Here is a 17519-nt window from a genome sequence, read left to right on the forward strand (position 1 = left end):
GATCCTCTAATCAAAAACCAATTCAACCCGCTCTCGTCCAAGCAGGACTCGCAAGTCATCTATCAGTTGATCGGTGGGTGTCACCCGCCACTCGGTACCAAGTGTCAATCGCACCCGGGAGCCGGGGCGACGATAGTTTACCTGAACCGGACAGACTCCGGCACGGGCGGGCTCCAAAATCTCGCACAAACGCGGAAAAAAGCGATCATCGATCCGCGTCTCATCAAGGGAGATGCGAATTGCCCTGGCAAAACGCTCCCTCGCATCGTTGATATCCAGTAATTCCCGGGCCGACATTTTAAGGCCACCGGAGAAGTCATCAAAGCTGACCTGTCCAGAAACCACCAAAATGCGGTCTTTTTGCATCAACTCTTCATATTTTTCCAGCGCTTCACTGAACAGGGTCACATCCAGGCGACCGGAACGGTCGTCCAGGGTGAAGATCCCCATCTTGTTGCCACGCTTGGTCACCATGCTGCGTGCCGCGATCACCAGACCCGCCGCCGTGGTCACCGTATCCCGGGAGGTGGGATGCAGATCGCACAGGCGGCCCGAGGTATAGCGACGCAGCTCGCTGCTGTATTGATTGATGGGGTGACCAGTCAGGTACAGTCCGAGGGTCTCGCGCTCCCCCTCCAGCCACACCTTGTCAGGCCAGTGGGGCACGTTGGCAAATGCCTTCTTGACGTCGTCGATCTCTTCGGTGAGCACACCGAACATGTCGACCTGGCCCACAGCCTGCGCCTTGGCGTGCTGCTCGGCGGCGCGCATCGCCTCTTCCAGGGTCGCCATCAGGGCGGCGCGGTGAGGACCGAGCCGGTCCATGGCGCCGGAGAGGATGAGTTTTTCCATCACCCGCTTGTTGAGCTTCTTGATGTCGACCCGGTTGCAGAAGTCAAACAGATCGCGGAAGGGGCCGTCCTGATCTCGCGCCGAGAGAATGGCTTCGATAGGCCCTTCCCCCACCCCCTTCACCGCACCGATGCCATAGACGATGTGGCCATCGTCGTTGACGGTGAAGCGGTAGCGGCCGGTGTTCACGTCCGGTGGTATCACGGTGAGCCCCATGCGCTGGCACTCGTCCACCAGGGTCACTATCTTGTCGGTGTTGTCCATATCGGCAGTCATCACCGCCGCCATAAACTCGGCCGGGAAGTGGGTCTTGAGCCAGAGGGTCTGGTAGGAGACCAGCGCATAGGCGGCGGAGTGCGACTTGTTGAAGCCGTAGCCCGCGAACTTCTCCACCAGGTCGAAGATCTTCATAGCCAGCTCGCCATCGACCCCGTTCTTGATGGCGCCCTCTTCAAAACCGGCCCGCTGCTTGGCCATCTCCTCGGGTTTTTTCTTACCCATGGCCCGGCGCAGCATATCTGCGCCACCCAGGGTATAACCCGCCAGGGTCTGGGCGATCTGCATCACCTGCTCCTGGTAGAGGATGATGCCGTAGGTGGGCTCGAGTATGGGTTTGAGGCTCTCGTGCTGCCACTTCTCATCCGGATAGGAGATGGCTTCATTGCCGTGTTTGCGGTCGATGAAGTTGTCCACCATGCCGGACTGGAGCGGGCCCGGCCGGAACAGGGCTACCAGCGCGATCATGTCTTCAAAGCAGTCGGGGCGCAGCCGTTTGATGAGATCCTTCATGCCGCGGGATTCGAGCTGGAATACCGCAGTGGTCTCGTAGCGCTGCAGCAAGTCGAACGACTTCTTGTCATCGATGGGGATGGCGGCGATATCGACCGGCGGCTTGCCCTCTTTGGCAAGGCGCGGGTTGATCATGCCGAGCGCCCAGTCGATGATGGTCAGCGTTCGCAACCCCAGGAAGTCGAACTTCACCAGGCCCGCGTACTCCACGTCGTTCTTGTCGAACTGAGTGACCGGGTGATGCCCCTCGTCATCGCAGTAGAGCGGCGCAAAGTCGGTGATCTTGGTGGGCGCGATCACCACGCCACCGGCGTGTTTACCGGCGTTGCGCACAACCCCTTCGAGGCGGCGCGCCATGTCGATAAGGTCTTTGACCTCTTCATCCTGCTCGTAGAGCTCGGGCAGCTTGGGTTCGGCCTCGAACGCCTTGGCCAGGGTCATACCCGGATCCGGTGGAATGAGCTTGGAGATGCGATCCACAAAGCCATAGGCATGGCCCAGCACACGGCCCACGTCCCGCACTACCGCCTTAGCTGCCATGCTGCCGAAGGTGATGATCTGGGAGACCGCATCGCGGCCATACATGTCGGAGACGTGCTCGATCACCTCATCGCGTCTGTCCATGCAGAAGTCAACGTCGAAGTCGGGCATGGAGACCCGCTCCGGGTTGAGGAAGCGTTCGAACAGCAGGTCGAATTCGAGGGGATCCAAGTCAGTGATCTTGAGGGCGTAGGCAACGAGCGAACCAGCCCCCGAACCCCGACCCGGGCCAACGGGAATGCCGTTGTCCTTGGACCACTGGATAAACTCCATCACGATGAGGAAGTAACCCGGGAAGCCCATCTGGTTGATCACTTTCAGCTCGACGTCGAGACGCTCGTCATACTCCGGACGCCGCTCGGCGCGCACCGCCGGATCCGGGAACAGGAACTCGAGGCGCTCCTCGAGGCCCTCTTTCGATTTCATCACCAGGAAGTCTTCGGTGGTCATGTCACCGGTGGGGAAGTTCGGCAGGAAGTATTCGCCGAGGCGCACCGTCACGTTGCAGCGCTTGGCGATCTCCACCGTGTTCTCGAGCGCCTCCGGGATGTCGGCGAAGAGCTCGCACATCTCTTCCTGGCTGCGCAGGTACTGCTGGGGGCTGTAGCGGCGTGGACGGCGCTTATCCATCAGGGTATAGCCATCGTGGATGGCGACCCGGATCTCGTGAGCGTCGAAATCATCAGCACTCAGGAACACCACCTCGTTGGTCGCCACCACCGGCAGCTCGAATTCGGTGGCCAGGGCGACCGCCATGTGCAGGTAGGCCTCTTCATCCGGCCGACCGGTGCGCAACAGCTCGAGATAGTAGGCGTCGGGGAAGTGCTCCTGATAAAAAGTGAGACACTGCTCCGTCATCTGGCGGTTGCCCTTGAGCAGGAACTTGCCCACATCCCCCTCACGGCCACCGGAGAGGACGATCACCCCTTTGGCGTGCTCGGCCAGCCACTCCTTGTCGATGACCGGGCGCCCCTGCACATGGCCGCGCTGGTAGCCGCGGGAGATGAGCAGGGTGATGTTCTGGTAGCCGTCGTTGTCCATGGCGAGCAGGGTGAGGCGGAACTGCTCGTCGCCGAGCTCATTGCTCTGTACCCAGAAGTCGGCCCCGACGATGGGCTTGATCCCCTTGCCGTGGGCGGCGCCATAGAAGCGTACCAGGCCGCACATGTTCATCTGGTCGGTCAGGGCCAGGGCCGGCATGCCATCGGTCGCTGCCGCCCCGACGATGGGGTTGATCTTCTGCAGACCGTCCACCATGGAGAAGTCGGTGTGAACGCGCAGATGGATAAAACGGGGGTCAGCCATGGTTATCCCCTCTCGTGGCGCCAGCTGGCGTGAATGTCGTCATGCAGACAGCGTGGCATGGGTTATTCGATCCCCAGTGCGCGGCGCACCGGTTTGAAGCTTTTGCGATATTCGGGCAGGGGCCCGCGTTCCGCCAGAATGGCAAGATGCTCCGCAGTCGGGTAGCCCTTGTGACGGGCAAAGCCGTATTCGGGATGGCGGCTGTCCAGTTCGGTCATCTCCGCATCCCGGGTCACCTTGGCCAGGATCGATGCGGCGCTGATGGCGGCCACCAGGCTGTCCCCCTTGACCACGGCGCGGGCTTCCATCGGCAGGGCCGGGCAGCGGTTACCGTCGATAAAGACCAGTTCCGGCGTGACCTTGAGCCCCGCCACGGCACGCTGCATCGCCAGCATGGTGGCGTGCAGTATATTGAGCTCGTCGATTTCCGCCGGGCTGGCGCGGCCGATGGCGAAGGCCAGCGCCTTCTCCCTGATCTCGTCAAACAGGGCCAGGCGCTTCTTCTCGGAGAGCTTCTTGGAGTCGGCAAGGCCGGCGATGGGATTGGCCGGGTCGAGGATGACGGCGGCGGTCACCACGTCCCCCACCAGGGGACCACGCCCCACCTCGTCCACACCGGCAACCAGCTTGTCGTCAGGAATATCGATCATCATCTTGTCGCCTTGAATCAAAACAGGCCCCGCAGGGCCTGACATAACATGGGCACAGCCGGCCGCAGCCTTATCTGCCGAGCAACTCGGCCACCGCCTCGGCGGCCTGGTGATCCGCATTGCAGCGGATGAGCTGGTGCAATTCGGTGAAGGTGTTCACCAGCTCACTGTTGTCATGCTCGAAGTATTTGCTGACCTCGACCACCAGGTTTTCCGGAGTACACTCGTGCTGGATGAGTTCGGGCACCAGCATGCGACCCGCCAGCAGGTTTGGCAGGGAGACGAACTCGGTCTTCACCAGGCGCTGGGCCAGCCAGTAACTGAAGGGTTTGAGCTTGTAACCCACCACCATGGGTTTTTTCACCAGCATGGCCTCGAGCGACGCGGTACCGGAGGCGAGCATCACCACATCGGCGGCGATCATCGCCTCGCGTCCCTGCCCTTCCAGCAGCACCATGTCGAGATCCGGCGCCACTTCAGCCTTGATGGCCATGAACTGTTCGCGCCGCTTCTCGTTGACCAGGGGCACAATGAAGCCGAGATCCGGGTAGCGCACCGTCAGGTGCTTGCACGCCTCGAGAAACAGGGGGGACATAAAGCCCACTTCTGCGGTCCGGCTACCCGGCAGCACCGCCAGCCAGCGGCGGTTGGCGTCGATACCGAGGGTTCTGCGCACCGCAGCCTGATCCGGCACCAGCGGAATGTCATCCGCCATGGTGTGGCCGACGAAGCGGCAGGGAGCCTCGAATCTGTCGTAGAAGGCCTTCTCGAACGGCAGGAAGGCGAGCACCATGTCGGTAGCGGCCTTGATCTTGTGAATGCGGTTCTGGCGCCAGGCCCAGACGGAGGGGCTGACATAGTGAACCGTCTTGATACCGGCGCGGCGCAGCTTCAGCTCCACCCCGATATTGAAATCCGGTGCATCCACCCCGATGAAGATATCGGGCGGATTGGCGATGAAATGGCGCAGCAGTTCACGGCGCACCTTGAGAATACGGGGCAGACGGCCCAGCACCTCGCTGATGCCCATCACCGCCAGCTCTTCCATCTCGAACAGGGCTTTTACGCCCAGGGCCTGCATGCGCGGCCCGGCGATCCCTTCGAACTGCGCGTCCGGATAGCGGGCTTGCAGCTCGCGCACCAGACCCGCAGCCAGAATATCGCCGGAAACTTCTCCGGCGACGATGCCGATGCGGATCTTGTTGTCGACAGGATCAGGCACGGATGATCCCGCGCTCATTGTCTTTGAGGAAGTCGACATAGAGCTGCACCGCAGGTTCGGCTGCGGCCATTTCGGTCAGCACCGGCAGCACCTCTTCGATGGTCTTGCCGGAGCGGAAGATCTCTTTGTAGGCGCGCTTGACGGCGGAGATGGCCTCAGGCGTGTAACCGCGACGACGCAAGCCTTCGGAGTTGACCCCGAACGGTTTGGCGTAGTTACCGGCGGCCATCACGTAGGGCGGCACGTCCTTGTTGAGGGCGGCGCAGCCACCGACGAAGGCGTGGGAGCCGACGCGGCCGAACTGGTGGATCGCGGAGAGACCGCCAAAGATCACGAAATCGCCGATCACCACGTGGCCCGCCAGGGTCGCGTTGTTGGCGAAGATGCAGTTGTCACCGATGATGCAGTCATGGGCGACGTGCACGTTGACCATGAACAGGTTGCCGCTGCCCACCTTGGTCAGGCTCTGATCCTGCACGGTACCGCGGTGGAAGGTGCAGTTTTCGCGAATGACGTTATTGTCGCCAATCTCGAGGAAGGTGCGCTCGCCGGCGTACTTCTTGTCCTGGCAATCCTCACCGATGGAGGTGTGCTGGAAGATCTTGTTGCCACGACCGATCTTGGTCGGGCCCTTGATCACCACATGGGAACCCACCCAGGTGTCGTCACCGATCGTTACTTCGGCGCCGATGACAGAAAAGGGGCCGATTTCAACCCCTTTACCGATCACAGCAGACTCATGGACGATGGCAGTATCGTGAATGATGGCAGTCTGGTCGATCACGTGTGTTAAACCTCGCGTTTGGCGCACATCAGCTCGGCGGTACAAACCACTTCACCGTCGACGGTAGCGACACCGGTGAACTTGGCAATACCGCGGCGCTCTTTCAGAAACTCCACGTCCAGCACCAGCTGATCGCCGGGGCCGACCGGGCGCTTGAAGCGAGCGTTGTCGATTGAGGCAAAATAATAGAGTTCATTGGGGGACGGCTTGCCCACCATGGTAAACGCCAGGATACCGGTCGCCTGCGCCATGGCTTCCAGGATCAGCACACCGGGAAACACCGGCTTGGCCGGGAAGTGGCCCTGGAAGATAGGCTCGTTGAACGAGATGTTCTTGATGGCGCGCAGGGTTTTGCGCTCATCGCTGATCTCGTAGTCGTCCACCCGGTCCACCATCAGGAACGGATAACGGTGGGGCAGCAGGTTCATGATTTCCTGGATATCCAGGCTCTTCTTTTCAGTAGTCAAAACAGTACCCTATACCAATCGTGATTATTCTTGATCCAGCTTCTTCTCAAGCTTGCTCAACCGCTTGTGCATCTCTTCGATACGCATCACCCGGGCGGCGGTCTTGCGCCACTCTTTATTAGTCTGCAGGGGGATGCCGGAAGAGTAGACACCGGGCTCGGTAATGGGTCGCATCACCATGGCCATACCGGTAACGGTGGCCTGATCGCAGATCTCCATATGCCCGTTAAAGACGGAGGCGCCGCCAATGATACAGTATTTGCCGACCTTGAGACTACCCGCCATCACGGTGGAGCCCGCCACGGCAGTGCCGTAGCCTATCTCGACGTTGTGGGCAATCTGGCACTGGTTGTCGATGATGACGTTGTCAGCGATGCGGGTATCTTCCAGCGCGCCACGGTCAATGGTGGTGCAGGCGCCGATCTCGACCCGGTTGCCGATGGTCACGCCGCCAAGCTGGGGAATCTTGATCCATTCGCCACGCTCGTTGGCGTAGCCGAAACCATCGGCCCCGATCACTGTACCGGATTGAACCAGACAGTCGGTGCCCATGGTGACATTGTGATACAGGGTGACGTTGGCCCACAGGCGGGAACGGGCGCCCAGCCGGGTATTTTTGCCAACGAAACAGCCCGGGCCAATGCGCACATCGTCACCCAGCACGACGCCGGATTCGATCACCGCATTGGCACCGATGGCCACTCTCTCGCCCAGTTGCACGTCCGCCGCGATAACGGCGCTCGGATGGATATCCATCGCCGGCTGCGGGGTGGTATCCAGCAGTTGGGCCACCCGGGCAAAGCCCACATAGGGGTCTTTGAGCACCAGGGCGTTGGTGGGACAAAACGGCAGATCCGCTTCTGTGATGAGCACGGCCGTGGCCTTGCTCTGCTCCAGATAATGCCGGTACTTTTTGTTGGACAGGAAGGTGATATCCCCCTCCCCGGCCTTTTCCAGTGTCGCTACCTTGCGGATTTCCAGGGTTCCGTCGCCATGAACCTGGGCCCCCAGTTGCTGGGCCAGCTGTGCGAGAGTGAATGACATCAATTAGTTGCTCTTGCTTACCTGAGAAATAACCTGGGCAGAGATGTCCAGCTTGCTGGCGGCATAGGGGGCGGCATTGCGCTCCAGCACCAGATCGTAACCATTGCTCTTGGCGATGGAATCGATGGCAGCCTGCACCTTGGTCAGGATCTTGTTGCGCTCTTCGGACTGACGGCGGCCGTTGTCCTGCTCAAATGCCTGACGCTTCTTGTTGAACTCCATCTGCAGCTTGGCCAGCTTCTCCTGGTTCTGCTTCTTCTGCTCGGCGCTCATGAAGGCCTCGTCCTTGCGGAACTTCTCGACCAGTTTCTGGCCGTCGGCTTCCAGCTTCTGCAGCTCGCGCATGCGCGGCTCGAATTCGCCCTTGAGCTTCTTGGCCACGGCTTCACGCTGGGGCAGCTTCTGGAACACCTCGCCCATGTCGACCACGGCGATCTTGGTGTCAGCGAAGGCTGAGCTCATGCCGGCAGCCATCAGTGCAAAACTCAAACCAGCTACTTTCAACGCTTTATTCACACTTACTCCTTGTTCCCTCATGGTGAGGGCTACCTGATTTACCCGATTATGCAAGCGGCATGACTACCGTCTTGTTACCTGGTGAGGCACGCAAACTGCGCATCCCATCATTGAATACCCCCACCTTGCGGGTGGGGGCGTGATGTCGTTTAGAAGGTACGACCGATGTTGAAGGAGAAGACTTCGGTACGATCCCCTTCATATTTCTTGATTGGCTTGGCCAGAGCGAACACCAGCGGCCCCATGGGCGAGAGCCACTGCAGTGAGACACCGGCGGAGACCCGGATGTTGGCCGGATCCGAGTAGTCCTGGCTCTGGTAGTTGCAGTCTGCGCCAGGAGCACAGGGGTAGGCGCCGTTGGCAAAATCGGTACTCCATACGGAGCCCGCATCGACGAAGACGGTGCTGCGGATCTGCGGACGATAGGTCTCGGAGACGAAGGGAGTCGGGAAGACCAATTCGAACGAGGCCACCGCCAGGGCATTACCGCCGACCGAGGTGTCGGAACCTTCGTAATAACCCGTCGCCGTCGGAGCCCCGGTACCGTTGTTCGTGTACTGCCGGTAGATCGCCTTGGGACCTATGGTGTTGCTCTTGAAGCCGCGCACCGTATCGAAACCACCGGCATAGTAGTTTTCGAAGAAAGGCAGCATGGTGCTGTCACCATAGCCGTTACCGTAGGAGACCCGGCCTTTGCCGATCATGACCCAGCTGTGATCCGCGTCCAGCGGGAAGTAGTGGGCATCTTCGGCCGAGAGTTTGTAGTACTGCAGATCCATGCCAGGAATGGTGACCTTGGCGTTGACCCGCTGACGATCACCTGCGGTCGGGAACATCCCCTTGTTGAGAGTGGAACGAGTCCAGCCTGCAGTCAGGTCAACGGTGACGAAGTCGACGCTGTCCTCCCCCTTGGCATAGAGATCCCAGAACTGGTCCATCTGTACCGATTGACGGTTGTCGTTCCACAGGTCGTAGCAGTAGGTGTTGTCTGCTGACGGCTTGTTGTCGGCGATACACTCGTTGAACTTGGACTCATTGAAGGTAGGACGGCTCAGCTTGGAGCTTTCGATACCGGTACTGAAGTCCAGACGGTTGTGCTCGTTGACCGGGAAACCGCTGGAGAGACGGAAGCCTATGGTCTCGTTCTCGTAATCCACAATATCCGCATCATCGGCACGGAACTGGTTGTAGTAGACACGGCCACCCAGGCTGACACCATCCACGGTGAAGTAGGGATCGTTGTAGCTCAGATCGACGTTCTTGGAGTAGTCGTTGGTACTGGCGTTGATGGAGACCCGCTTGCCGGTCCCCATGAAGTTGTCCTGGGAGATCCCCGCCTGCAGGCTGAGGCCAGACTCGGTACCATAACCGACGCCCGCGTTGATGGAACCGGCCGGCTGCTCCTTGACCTTGAAGTCGAGATCGACCAGATCATCGTTGCCCGGCACCCGCTTGGTATCCACTTCGACGCTCTCGAAATAACCGAGGCGGTTGAGACGGGTCTTGGACTGTTCGATATTGTCGGAGGAGAGCCAGGTGCCTTCCATCTGGCGCATCTCGCGGCGCAGTACCTGATCTTCGGTGGTCACGTTGCCGTTGAAGTTGATGTTGCGTACATAGACGCGGGGACCCGGCTCGACGTTGACGATAAGCTCCACTTCCTTGGTCTCGTCATTGACCTGCGGGAAGGTGACCACCTTGGGATAGGCGTAGCCGTAGCGACCGAGGAACTTGGAGAGTACCTCTTCGGTGTGGGTCACCTGGCTCGCCGAGTAGACGCTGCCAGCCTCGATGGGAATGAGCCCCTTCATCTCGCCGGCACGATCGATGAGGTTGCCCTTGAGCTGGATACCGGAGACCTTGTATTGATCCCCTTCCTTGATGTTCAGGGTGACGTAGACGCCTTTCTTGTCCGGAGTCATGGAGACCTGGGTGGACTCCTGGGCGAAACGGATATAGCCACGGTCCATGTAGTAGGAGCGCAGGGTCTCGATGTCACCGGCCAGCTTCTGCTTCTGGTAACGCTGATCCGCAGTGAAGTTCCACCAGGGCACCTCATCGCGCAGGGAGAGCTGGGCGATGAGCTTCTCTTCCGGGAAGACATTGTTGCCGACGATGTTGATCTGCTGGATCTTGGCGGCCTGGCCTTCTACGAAGGTGAACTTGAGGTCGACCCTGTTGCGTGGCAGCGGGGTGACGATGGCCTTTACTCTGGCGGAGTATTTGCCCACACCGTAATAGAAATCTTCCAGTCCCTTCTCGAGGGAGGTGAGCACGGTGCGATCCAGGGGATCACCGACCCGGATGCCGGAGGACTCCAGGCTCTGGGTCAGCTGCTCTTCCTTGATGTCCTTGTTGCCGGAAAACTCGATGCTGGAAATGGTCGGACGCTCCTTGACCATCACCTGCAGCACCTGGCCATCGCGGTAGACCTTCACATCCTCGAAGTTGCCGGAGGCATAGAGTTTCTTGATGGCATTCGCCAGGGTCACGGAGTCGACGTTGTCGCCAACCCGGATCGGCAGGTTCAACAGTGCGGCACCCAGGGTCACCCGTTGCAGGCCCTCGACCTGGATATCTTGCACCACAAAAGAGGCAGGGGCCGCCTGGGCCAGGAAACTGGCACCCAGCAGGCAACTCAACACCAATGCTTTTTTAACAGCCATTTTGTTCTTATGTGTCCTTGTTGATGCTCTGGCCTCAGAGGCGAGCGAAATCGTTAAACAGCGCAATACCCATCAATAACATCAGAATGGCGGCGCCGATCCTGAAACCCACTTCCTGTACTTTTTCCGATACCGGCTTGCCGGTGATCGCTTCGATCAGGAAGTAGACAAGATGACCACCATCCAGCACCGGCAGGGGAAACAGGTTGATGATCCCCAGGTTGACACTGATCAGTGCCAGAAAACTCAAGAAATAGACCAGACCGTAATCGGCACTGCTACCCGCTCCCTTGGCAATGGAGATGGGCCCGCTCAGGTTGTCCAGCGACACTATGCCGCCAATCAGCTTGCCAATCATGTCGAAAGTGAGCGTGATCAGGCTCCAGGTCTTGTCAGCACCCTGCCACAGCGCCTGTAAAGGCCCATACTGTAACAGAATTCGATATTCATCCGGTAATGGAACCAGTTGCGGAGCGAGTCCGACATAACCGACCACCTTGCCCTGTACCTTCCTGCTATCCGGGGTCAGGGTCAAGCCGAGATCTTGGTTGTTGCGCTCCACCACTATCTGTAGCGGCTCGCCCGGCGACTGTTGCACCTGTTCGACAAACTGGAGCCAGGTGGTTATCTCCTGATCGCCCACCTGTTTGAGGCGATCACCAACCTGCAGACCTGCCTTTTCACTGGCACTCTTGGCCACCACCGAGGCCACCACAGGCAGCATCTTGCCACCCAGGGGGACTATGCCCAGGCTGCCGATGGGAGACTCCTTGTCAGGATCGAAGCGCCAGCCTTCCAGCGACAGAGTCTTCTCGGTGGCGTAGCTGGTCTGCGGCGCCTGCACCTTCAGGGTGACCGACTTGTCACCCAGATGGCTGATGAGGGCATAGGTTACGCTCTCCCAGTCACCGGTCTGCTCATCCCCTACTCCGACGATCTCGACACCAGGCTCGATACCGGCCTGAGCCACGATGGAGGCGGGACGCACCTCGCCAATCACGGGTTTGACACTCGGCACCCCGATCATGAACATCAGCCACAGGGCGACTAGGGCAAACACGAAGTTGGCCATGGGACCGGCCGCGACGATGGCCATCCGTGCCCAGACGCTCTTGTGATTGAACGCTTGCTGCTCTTCACCGGGTTTGAGTTCATCGACCCGGCCATCCAGCATCTTGACGTAGCCCCCGAGCGGGATCAGTGCCAGCACATATTCGGTACCGTCTTTACCCATCCGGCGCCAGATCGCCTTGCCAAAACCGATGGAGAAACGCTCCACCTTGACACCGCAGCGACGGGCCACCCAGAAGTGGCCGAATTCATGCACTGCAACCAGCAGGCCCAGCGCAACGACAAAGGCGCCGATGTTCCACAATACACCGCCCATCAGCCAATCTCCTCAATCAGGTGGTGGGCACGGGCACGGGCCGCACCATCCAGGGCAAACAGATCATCGAGAGAACTGACGGCACTGTTCTCCAGCGCCAGCATCACGGCCTCGTTGATCCGGGCGATATCCATGAAACCGATCCGCTCGGCCAGGAAGGCTGCGACCGCCTCTTCGTTGGCAGCATTGAGCGCCGTGGTGGCCGCCTGTCCCTTCTGGCAGGCATTGATGGCCAGCGCCAGACAGGGGTAGCGATCGTAATCGGGTCGAATGAAGCTGAACTCTCCGACACTGAAAAAATCCAAAGGTTCCACGCCGGAAGGGATGCGATTGGGATAAGCCAGCGCATGGGCGATGGGGGTACACATGTCCGGATTGCCGAGCTGGGCCAGCACGGAGCCATCCTTGTACTGCACCATGGAGTGAATGACGGACTGCGGATGAATGACCACCTGGATCTGCTCGGGAGCGGCGTTGAACAGCCAGCGCGCCTCGATATATTCCAGCCCCTTGTTGATCATGGTGGCGGAATCCACCGAAATCTTGGCCCCCATCGACCAGTTGGGATGGGCAATGGCCTGGGCCGGGGTTACCTTGGCCAGCTCTGACACCTCGGTATAGCGGAACGGACCACCTGAACCGGTCAGCAGGATCTTGCTGATCCCCGCCGCAGCCAGATCACAGAAGCCAGGCTGACGCTGGATGGCGGTCGGCAGGCACTGGAAGATGGCGTTGTGCTCGCTGTCGATGGGCAACAGCTCGGCGCCGTGTTCGCGCACCGCCTCCATGAAGAAGGCGCCGGACATTACCAGCGCTTCCTTGTTGGCCAGCAGAATGCGCTTGCCGGCACGCACCGCCGCCATGGTGGGTGCCAGTCCTGCCGCACCGACGATGGCCGCCATCACGCTGTGAGCATCGGGATGCGCCGCAACTTCGCACAGGGCCGCGGTGCCGGACATCACCCGGGTCTGGCTGCCATGGGTCTTGAGGCGGCTCGCCAGCTCGCGGGCAGCCTCCTCGTCAACCATGACGGCAAAGCGCGGGGAAAATTCGAGACAATCCTGCAGCATGGCATCCACGCTGCGGGCGGCGGTCAGCGCCAACACTTGCCAACGGCCCGGGTTATGGCGCAGCACCTTCAGGGTACTCTGACCGATGGAGCCGGAGGCTCCCAGAATCACCAGGTTACGCATCAGAACTCCTGACTGAGCAACAGATAGCTGAGCAAGAAGACCGGCAGGGCGGCGGTCAGGCTGTCAATCCGGTCGAGCACGCCGCCGTGACCGGGCAGCAGGGTACCGGAATCCTTGATGCCCGCCTCGCGCTTGAACATGCTCTCGGTCAGATCACCCAGTACGGAGGCCAGCACCGCCAAGAGGGAGCAGAACAGCACTATGCCCATCTTGACAGGCACAAAGCCCATCCACCAAGTCACACCGATGGCCAGCAGACTGGCGGTAAAGAGGCCGCCACACATGCCTTCAATGGTTTTACCCGGGCTGACGGCGGGCGCCAGCTTGTGCTTGCCGAACGCCTTGCCAAAAAAATACGCGCCAGAATCTGCCGCCCAGACCAGTCCCATGACGAACAGCAATATCCAGGCCCCCATCATGGGGTCGTGGTAGAAGTTGTAACCGCGAATGGCCACCAGGGACCAGAAGAAGGGCACCAGGGTTACCAGGCCAAACAGGGACTTGAGCCAGACGGATTCACGCCACAACTTGGCGCTTTGGGGGTAGCGCAATACCAGGATCAGCCCCAGCAACCACCAGCTGGCGGCGGTCCAGAGCACCCCCATCACCAGAGGATGCAGGCCAGGGGCCCAGAGCTGTTCCACCGGCAAGCAGAACAGGCTGGCGCCGAGCAACAGACAGAATACGATGGGCAACCACTGCAGCGGCTTGGCCGACACGAAGGTGCTCCATTCACGACTGGCCAGCAAAAATACCAGCGATGCCAACAGGGCAAAAAACTTCAATGGCAAAAAGAAGAGCGCCCCCAGGACCAGGGGGATCAACATCAAAGCAGTAATAATTCGTTGTTTTAGCAAAAGAAACCTCTCTCTTGGGAGCGGGGTTTAGCCGGTCTGCTGCTCGGCGATCAATTCCCGGATCTGTTCACCCGTACAGCCGAAGCGGCGCTCGCGCGCCACGAAAGAGGCGACCGCCTCGCTGAACTCGGCTTCGTTGAAATCGGGCCACAATACCGGGGTAAAATAGAGCTCGGCATAGGCGAGCTGCCATAACACAAAGTTGCTGATGCGATGATCACCACCGGTCCGGATCAACAGATCCACGGGGGGCAGATCGGCCATGCAGACGGCACTGCTCAGCATGGTTTCATCAATGTCATCGGCGGCCATTTCACCGGCAGCCACGGCCCTGGCCAGCTTGCGGGCAGCCTGGGCGATATCCCACTGCCCCCCGTAGTTGGCCGCAATGTTCAGCGTCAGTCCCTTGTTGTTGGCGGTCAGCGCTTCCGCCTTGGCGATTTTTGCCTGCAATCGTTCACTGAAACGAGAGGTATCGCCGATCACCTTGAGCCGGATCCCATTGCTGTGCAGTTTCTGCACCTCGCGACCCAGCACGGTGACAAACAGCTCCATAAGAGCACTGACCTCCCCTTCCGGGCGACGCCAGTTCTCGCTGGAGAAGGCAAACAGAGTCAATGCCTTCATCTTGGCCCGCGCCGCAAAGGTGACCGCCTCGCGTACCGACTTGACGCCTGCCTTGTGCCCGTAAACCCGCATCTTGCCTCGGTTCTGGGCCCAGCGACCGTTACCATCCATGATGATGGCGACGTGACGTGGCAAAGACGAGTTGGCACAATCACCCAACGCAGCCAAAAGCGACATGTTTTTCTCCCACAAAGACAAAAGCGCCGTGCAGGGGCACTACACGGCGCTCGTAATATACCTTTCGAAGCCTTAGATTTCCATTAGCTCCTTCTCCTTTGCGGCAAGGGCCTCATCGACCAGCTTGACGAAGGAGTCGGTCAGCTTCTGGATCTCTTCCTGGGCACGACGGTCGTCATCTTCGGAGATCTCTTTCTCTTTCAGCAGCGCCTTGAGGTCGGCGTTGGCATCGCGACGGATGTTACGCACGGCGACACGGGCGTTTTCTGCTTCGGCACGCACCACCTTGGTCAGATCGCGACGACGCTCTTCGGTCAGCGGCGGCAGCGGCACACGCAGGGTCTGGCCGTTACTGGACGGATTCAGGCCCAGATCGGAGGTCAGGATCGCCTTTTCAACGGCCTGGATCATGGAGCGATCGAAGATGGAGATGGAGAGGGTACGAGCATCTTCTGCCACCACGTTGGCCAACTGTTTCAGCGGAGTGGCAGCACCGTAGTACTCAACCTGGATACCGTCGAGCAGGCTCGGATGAGCACGGCCGGTACGGATCTTGGACATCTGGGTCTTGAGCGACTCAACGCTCTTGCCCATACGGTCCTTGGCGTCGTTTTTAATCTCGTTGATCACAGTGGTTTTCCTTTTGGCGAACGAGCCGTCTACAGCTCGTATCTATCTTATTTGCTGACGTGATGGATCAGGGTGCCTTCCGGCTCACCCATGATAACCCGGCGCAGGGCACCCGGTTTGTTCATGTTGAACACGCGGATCGGCAGGTCATGGTCACGGGCCAGAGTAAAGGCAGCAAGATCCATCACCTTGAGCTCTTTTTCAAGAACTTCATCATAACTCAGTTCATGATACAGCACGGCATCCGGATTCTTAACCGGATCCTCGTTGAAGACACCATCGACCTTGGTGGCTTTCAGCACCACGTCGGCTTCGATCTCGATCCCGCGCAGGCAGGCGGCAGAATCGGTAGTAAAGAAGGGGTTGCCGGTACCGGCGGAGAAAATTACCACCTTGCCAGCGCGCAGCTGGCTGATGGCTTCTGCCCAGACATAGGAGTCACAGATCCCTTGCAGGGAGATGGCAGACATCAGACGGGCATTCACATAAGCACGATGCAGGGCATCACGCATGGCCAGACCGTTCATCACGGTCGCCAGCATACCCATGTGGTCGCCCACCACACGGTTCATGCCAGCTTTGGCAAGACCGGCGCCACGGAACAGGTTGCCGCCACCGATGACCAGACCGACCTGAACACCCAGCTCAACCAGTTCTTTGATCTCTTGGGCCATCCGATCCAGCACGGCCGGATCAATGCCAAAACCCTCGGATCCTTGCAGGGCTTCACCACTCAACTTCAGAAGAACACGTCTGTATGCAGGCTTGGGATTGGTACTCATGTCACTGATTCCTGGTCATATAAAGACCGCGACATAAGTCGCGGTCTGGGGAAACGGAAAAACCGGTTCGATTAGGCCTTTTGAGCGGCCGCGATTTGAGCTGCAACTTCAGCAGCGAAATCGGTCTCTTGCTTCTCGATGCCTTCGCCCACTTCGAAACGGGTGAAGGAAACAACGTCAGCACCTTCTTTCTTCAGCAGTTCGGCAACGGTCATGGAAGGATCTTTCACGAACGGTTGACCAGTCAGGGAAACCTCACCGGTGAACTTCTTCATGCGGCCTTCAACCATCTTCTCGGCGATCTCTTTCGGCTTGCCAGAGTTGACGGCGATGTCGATCTGGATTTCGCGCTCTTTGGCAACGACGTCGGCAGATACATCTTCCGGCTTGACGAATTGCGGGCTGTTGGCAGCTACGTGCATGGCCAGATCTTTGGCCAGCTCGTCGGTACCGCCGACCAGCTTGGTGATAACACCGATACGGGAACCGTGAACGTAGGTACCCAGGTTGTCACCTTCAACCAGCATCACGCGACGCAGGTTCATGTTCTCACCGATCTTGGCGATCAGGTTGGTGATGGTCAGCTCTACGGACTCACCGTTGCCAAAGTCAGCGGCTTTCAGCGCGTCAACGTCAGCGATCTTCTGGGTAGCGGCGATCTCGACGATCTTCTGACCCATGGCCAGGAAGCCGGCATCCTTGGAAACGAAGTCAGTTTCGCAGTTCAGCTCGATCATGACGGCAACGTTGCCTTCGGTACGGGCGAAGATCACGCCTTCAGCGGCGATACGGCCAGCTTTCTTGGCTGCTTTGGCCTGACCGGATTTACGCATGTTCTCGATAGCCAGCTCGATATCACCGTTGGCTTCTTCCAGCGCTTTTTTGCAATCCATCATGCCAGCGGCGGTGCGCTCGCGCAGTTCTTTTACCAGGGCGGCAGTAATGTTTGCCATGTCCAGTATCCTCGGTCTTGAATTGACAAGAAACAGGGGCCACAAGGGCCCCTGCTAACCAATTACATCAGCTTGGTT

15 protein-coding genes are annotated in these 17519 nt (G+C 59.3%); all 15 read right to left on the reverse strand.

Translation table 11 applies throughout. From position 1 onward, the window contains the following. Nucleotides 1–6 precede the first annotated feature (6 nt). Complete coding sequence (gene dnaE, locus ACB028_RS05275; RefSeq protein WP_371143691.1) at nucleotides 7–3486, reverse strand: DNA polymerase III subunit alpha; 3480 nt, start codon at nucleotides 3484–3486, stop codon at nucleotides 7–9. Nucleotides 3487–3548: 62 nt separating this feature from the next. After that, on the reverse strand, nucleotides 3549–4139 hold the full coding sequence (rnhB, locus tag ACB028_RS05280; RefSeq protein WP_224210199.1) for a ribonuclease HII: 591 nt from the start codon (nucleotides 4137–4139) through the stop codon (nucleotides 3549–3551). Nucleotides 4140–4206: 67 nt separating this feature from the next. Continuing rightward, nucleotides 4207–5358: a lipid-A-disaccharide synthase gene (gene lpxB, locus ACB028_RS05285; protein ID WP_371143692.1), complete on the reverse strand. Its 1152-nt coding sequence runs from the start codon at nucleotides 5356–5358 to the stop codon at nucleotides 4207–4209. Further along, nucleotides 5351–6142, reverse strand: coding sequence for an acyl-ACP--UDP-N-acetylglucosamine O-acyltransferase (lpxA, locus tag ACB028_RS05290; protein ID WP_026456026.1), 792 nt, complete (start codon nucleotides 6140–6142; stop codon nucleotides 5351–5353). Before lpxA ends, lpxB begins: the two co-directional genes overlap by 8 nt. Nucleotides 6143–6147: 5 nt before the next feature. After that, on the reverse strand, nucleotides 6148–6609 hold the full coding sequence (fabZ, locus tag ACB028_RS05295) for a 3-hydroxyacyl-ACP dehydratase FabZ (RefSeq protein ID WP_026456027.1): 462 nt from the start codon (nucleotides 6607–6609) through the stop codon (nucleotides 6148–6150). Nucleotides 6610–6633: 24 nt separating this feature from the next. Continuing rightward, nucleotides 6634–7653: a UDP-3-O-(3-hydroxymyristoyl)glucosamine N-acyltransferase gene (gene lpxD / locus ACB028_RS05300; RefSeq protein ID WP_042027945.1), complete on the reverse strand. Its 1020-nt coding sequence runs from the start codon at nucleotides 7651–7653 to the stop codon at nucleotides 6634–6636. Nucleotides 7654–7656: 3 nt separating this feature from the next. Beyond that, nucleotides 7657–8169, reverse strand: coding sequence for an OmpH family outer membrane protein (locus tag ACB028_RS05305; protein WP_026456029.1), 513 nt, complete (start codon nucleotides 8167–8169; stop codon nucleotides 7657–7659). Nucleotides 8170–8318: 149 nt separating this feature from the next. Beyond that, nucleotides 8319–10835 carry an outer membrane protein assembly factor BamA gene (bamA, locus tag ACB028_RS05310; RefSeq protein ID WP_042073162.1) on the reverse strand — a complete coding sequence of 839 codons (2517 nt, stop codon included), beginning with the start codon at nucleotides 10833–10835 and terminating at the stop codon, nucleotides 8319–8321. A 34-nt stretch (nucleotides 10836–10869) separates the two neighbouring features. After that, on the reverse strand, nucleotides 10870–12222 hold the full coding sequence (gene rseP / locus ACB028_RS05315; protein WP_061475945.1) for a sigma E protease regulator RseP: 1353 nt from the start codon (nucleotides 12220–12222) through the stop codon (nucleotides 10870–10872). Further along, nucleotides 12222–13415 carry a 1-deoxy-D-xylulose-5-phosphate reductoisomerase gene (ispC, locus tag ACB028_RS05320; protein WP_371143693.1) on the reverse strand — a complete coding sequence of 398 codons (1194 nt, stop codon included), beginning with the start codon at nucleotides 13413–13415 and terminating at the stop codon, nucleotides 12222–12224. Before ispC ends, rseP begins: the two co-directional genes overlap by 1 nt. Further along, complete coding sequence (locus tag ACB028_RS05325; RefSeq protein ID WP_042027954.1) at nucleotides 13415–14272, reverse strand: phosphatidate cytidylyltransferase; 858 nt, start codon at nucleotides 14270–14272, stop codon at nucleotides 13415–13417. Before ACB028_RS05325 ends, ispC begins: the two co-directional genes overlap by 1 nt. Before the next feature lie 27 nt (nucleotides 14273–14299). Continuing rightward, nucleotides 14300–15076 carry a polyprenyl diphosphate synthase gene (gene uppS / locus ACB028_RS05330; protein WP_371143694.1) on the reverse strand — a complete coding sequence of 259 codons (777 nt, stop codon included), beginning with the start codon at nucleotides 15074–15076 and terminating at the stop codon, nucleotides 14300–14302. A gap of 72 nt (nucleotides 15077–15148) precedes the next feature. Continuing rightward, nucleotides 15149–15706, reverse strand: coding sequence for a ribosome recycling factor (gene frr, locus ACB028_RS05335; RefSeq protein WP_042027958.1), 558 nt, complete (start codon nucleotides 15704–15706; stop codon nucleotides 15149–15151). 47 nt (nucleotides 15707–15753) lie between these two features. Further along, complete coding sequence (gene pyrH / locus ACB028_RS05340; RefSeq protein WP_026457972.1) at nucleotides 15754–16488, reverse strand: UMP kinase; 735 nt, start codon at nucleotides 16486–16488, stop codon at nucleotides 15754–15756. 71 nt (nucleotides 16489–16559) lie between these two features. Continuing rightward, nucleotides 16560–17441 (reverse strand): translation elongation factor Ts, encoded by an 882-nt coding sequence (tsf, locus tag ACB028_RS05345; RefSeq protein WP_026457973.1) that lies wholly within the window; start codon nucleotides 17439–17441, stop codon nucleotides 16560–16562. Between the last annotated feature and the right edge of the window lie 78 nt (nucleotides 17442–17519).

Source organism: Aeromonas sp. S9(2024) (genome assembly GCF_041403185.1).
Classification (GTDB): Bacteria; Pseudomonadota; Gammaproteobacteria; order Enterobacterales; family Aeromonadaceae; genus Aeromonas; species Aeromonas enteropelogenes.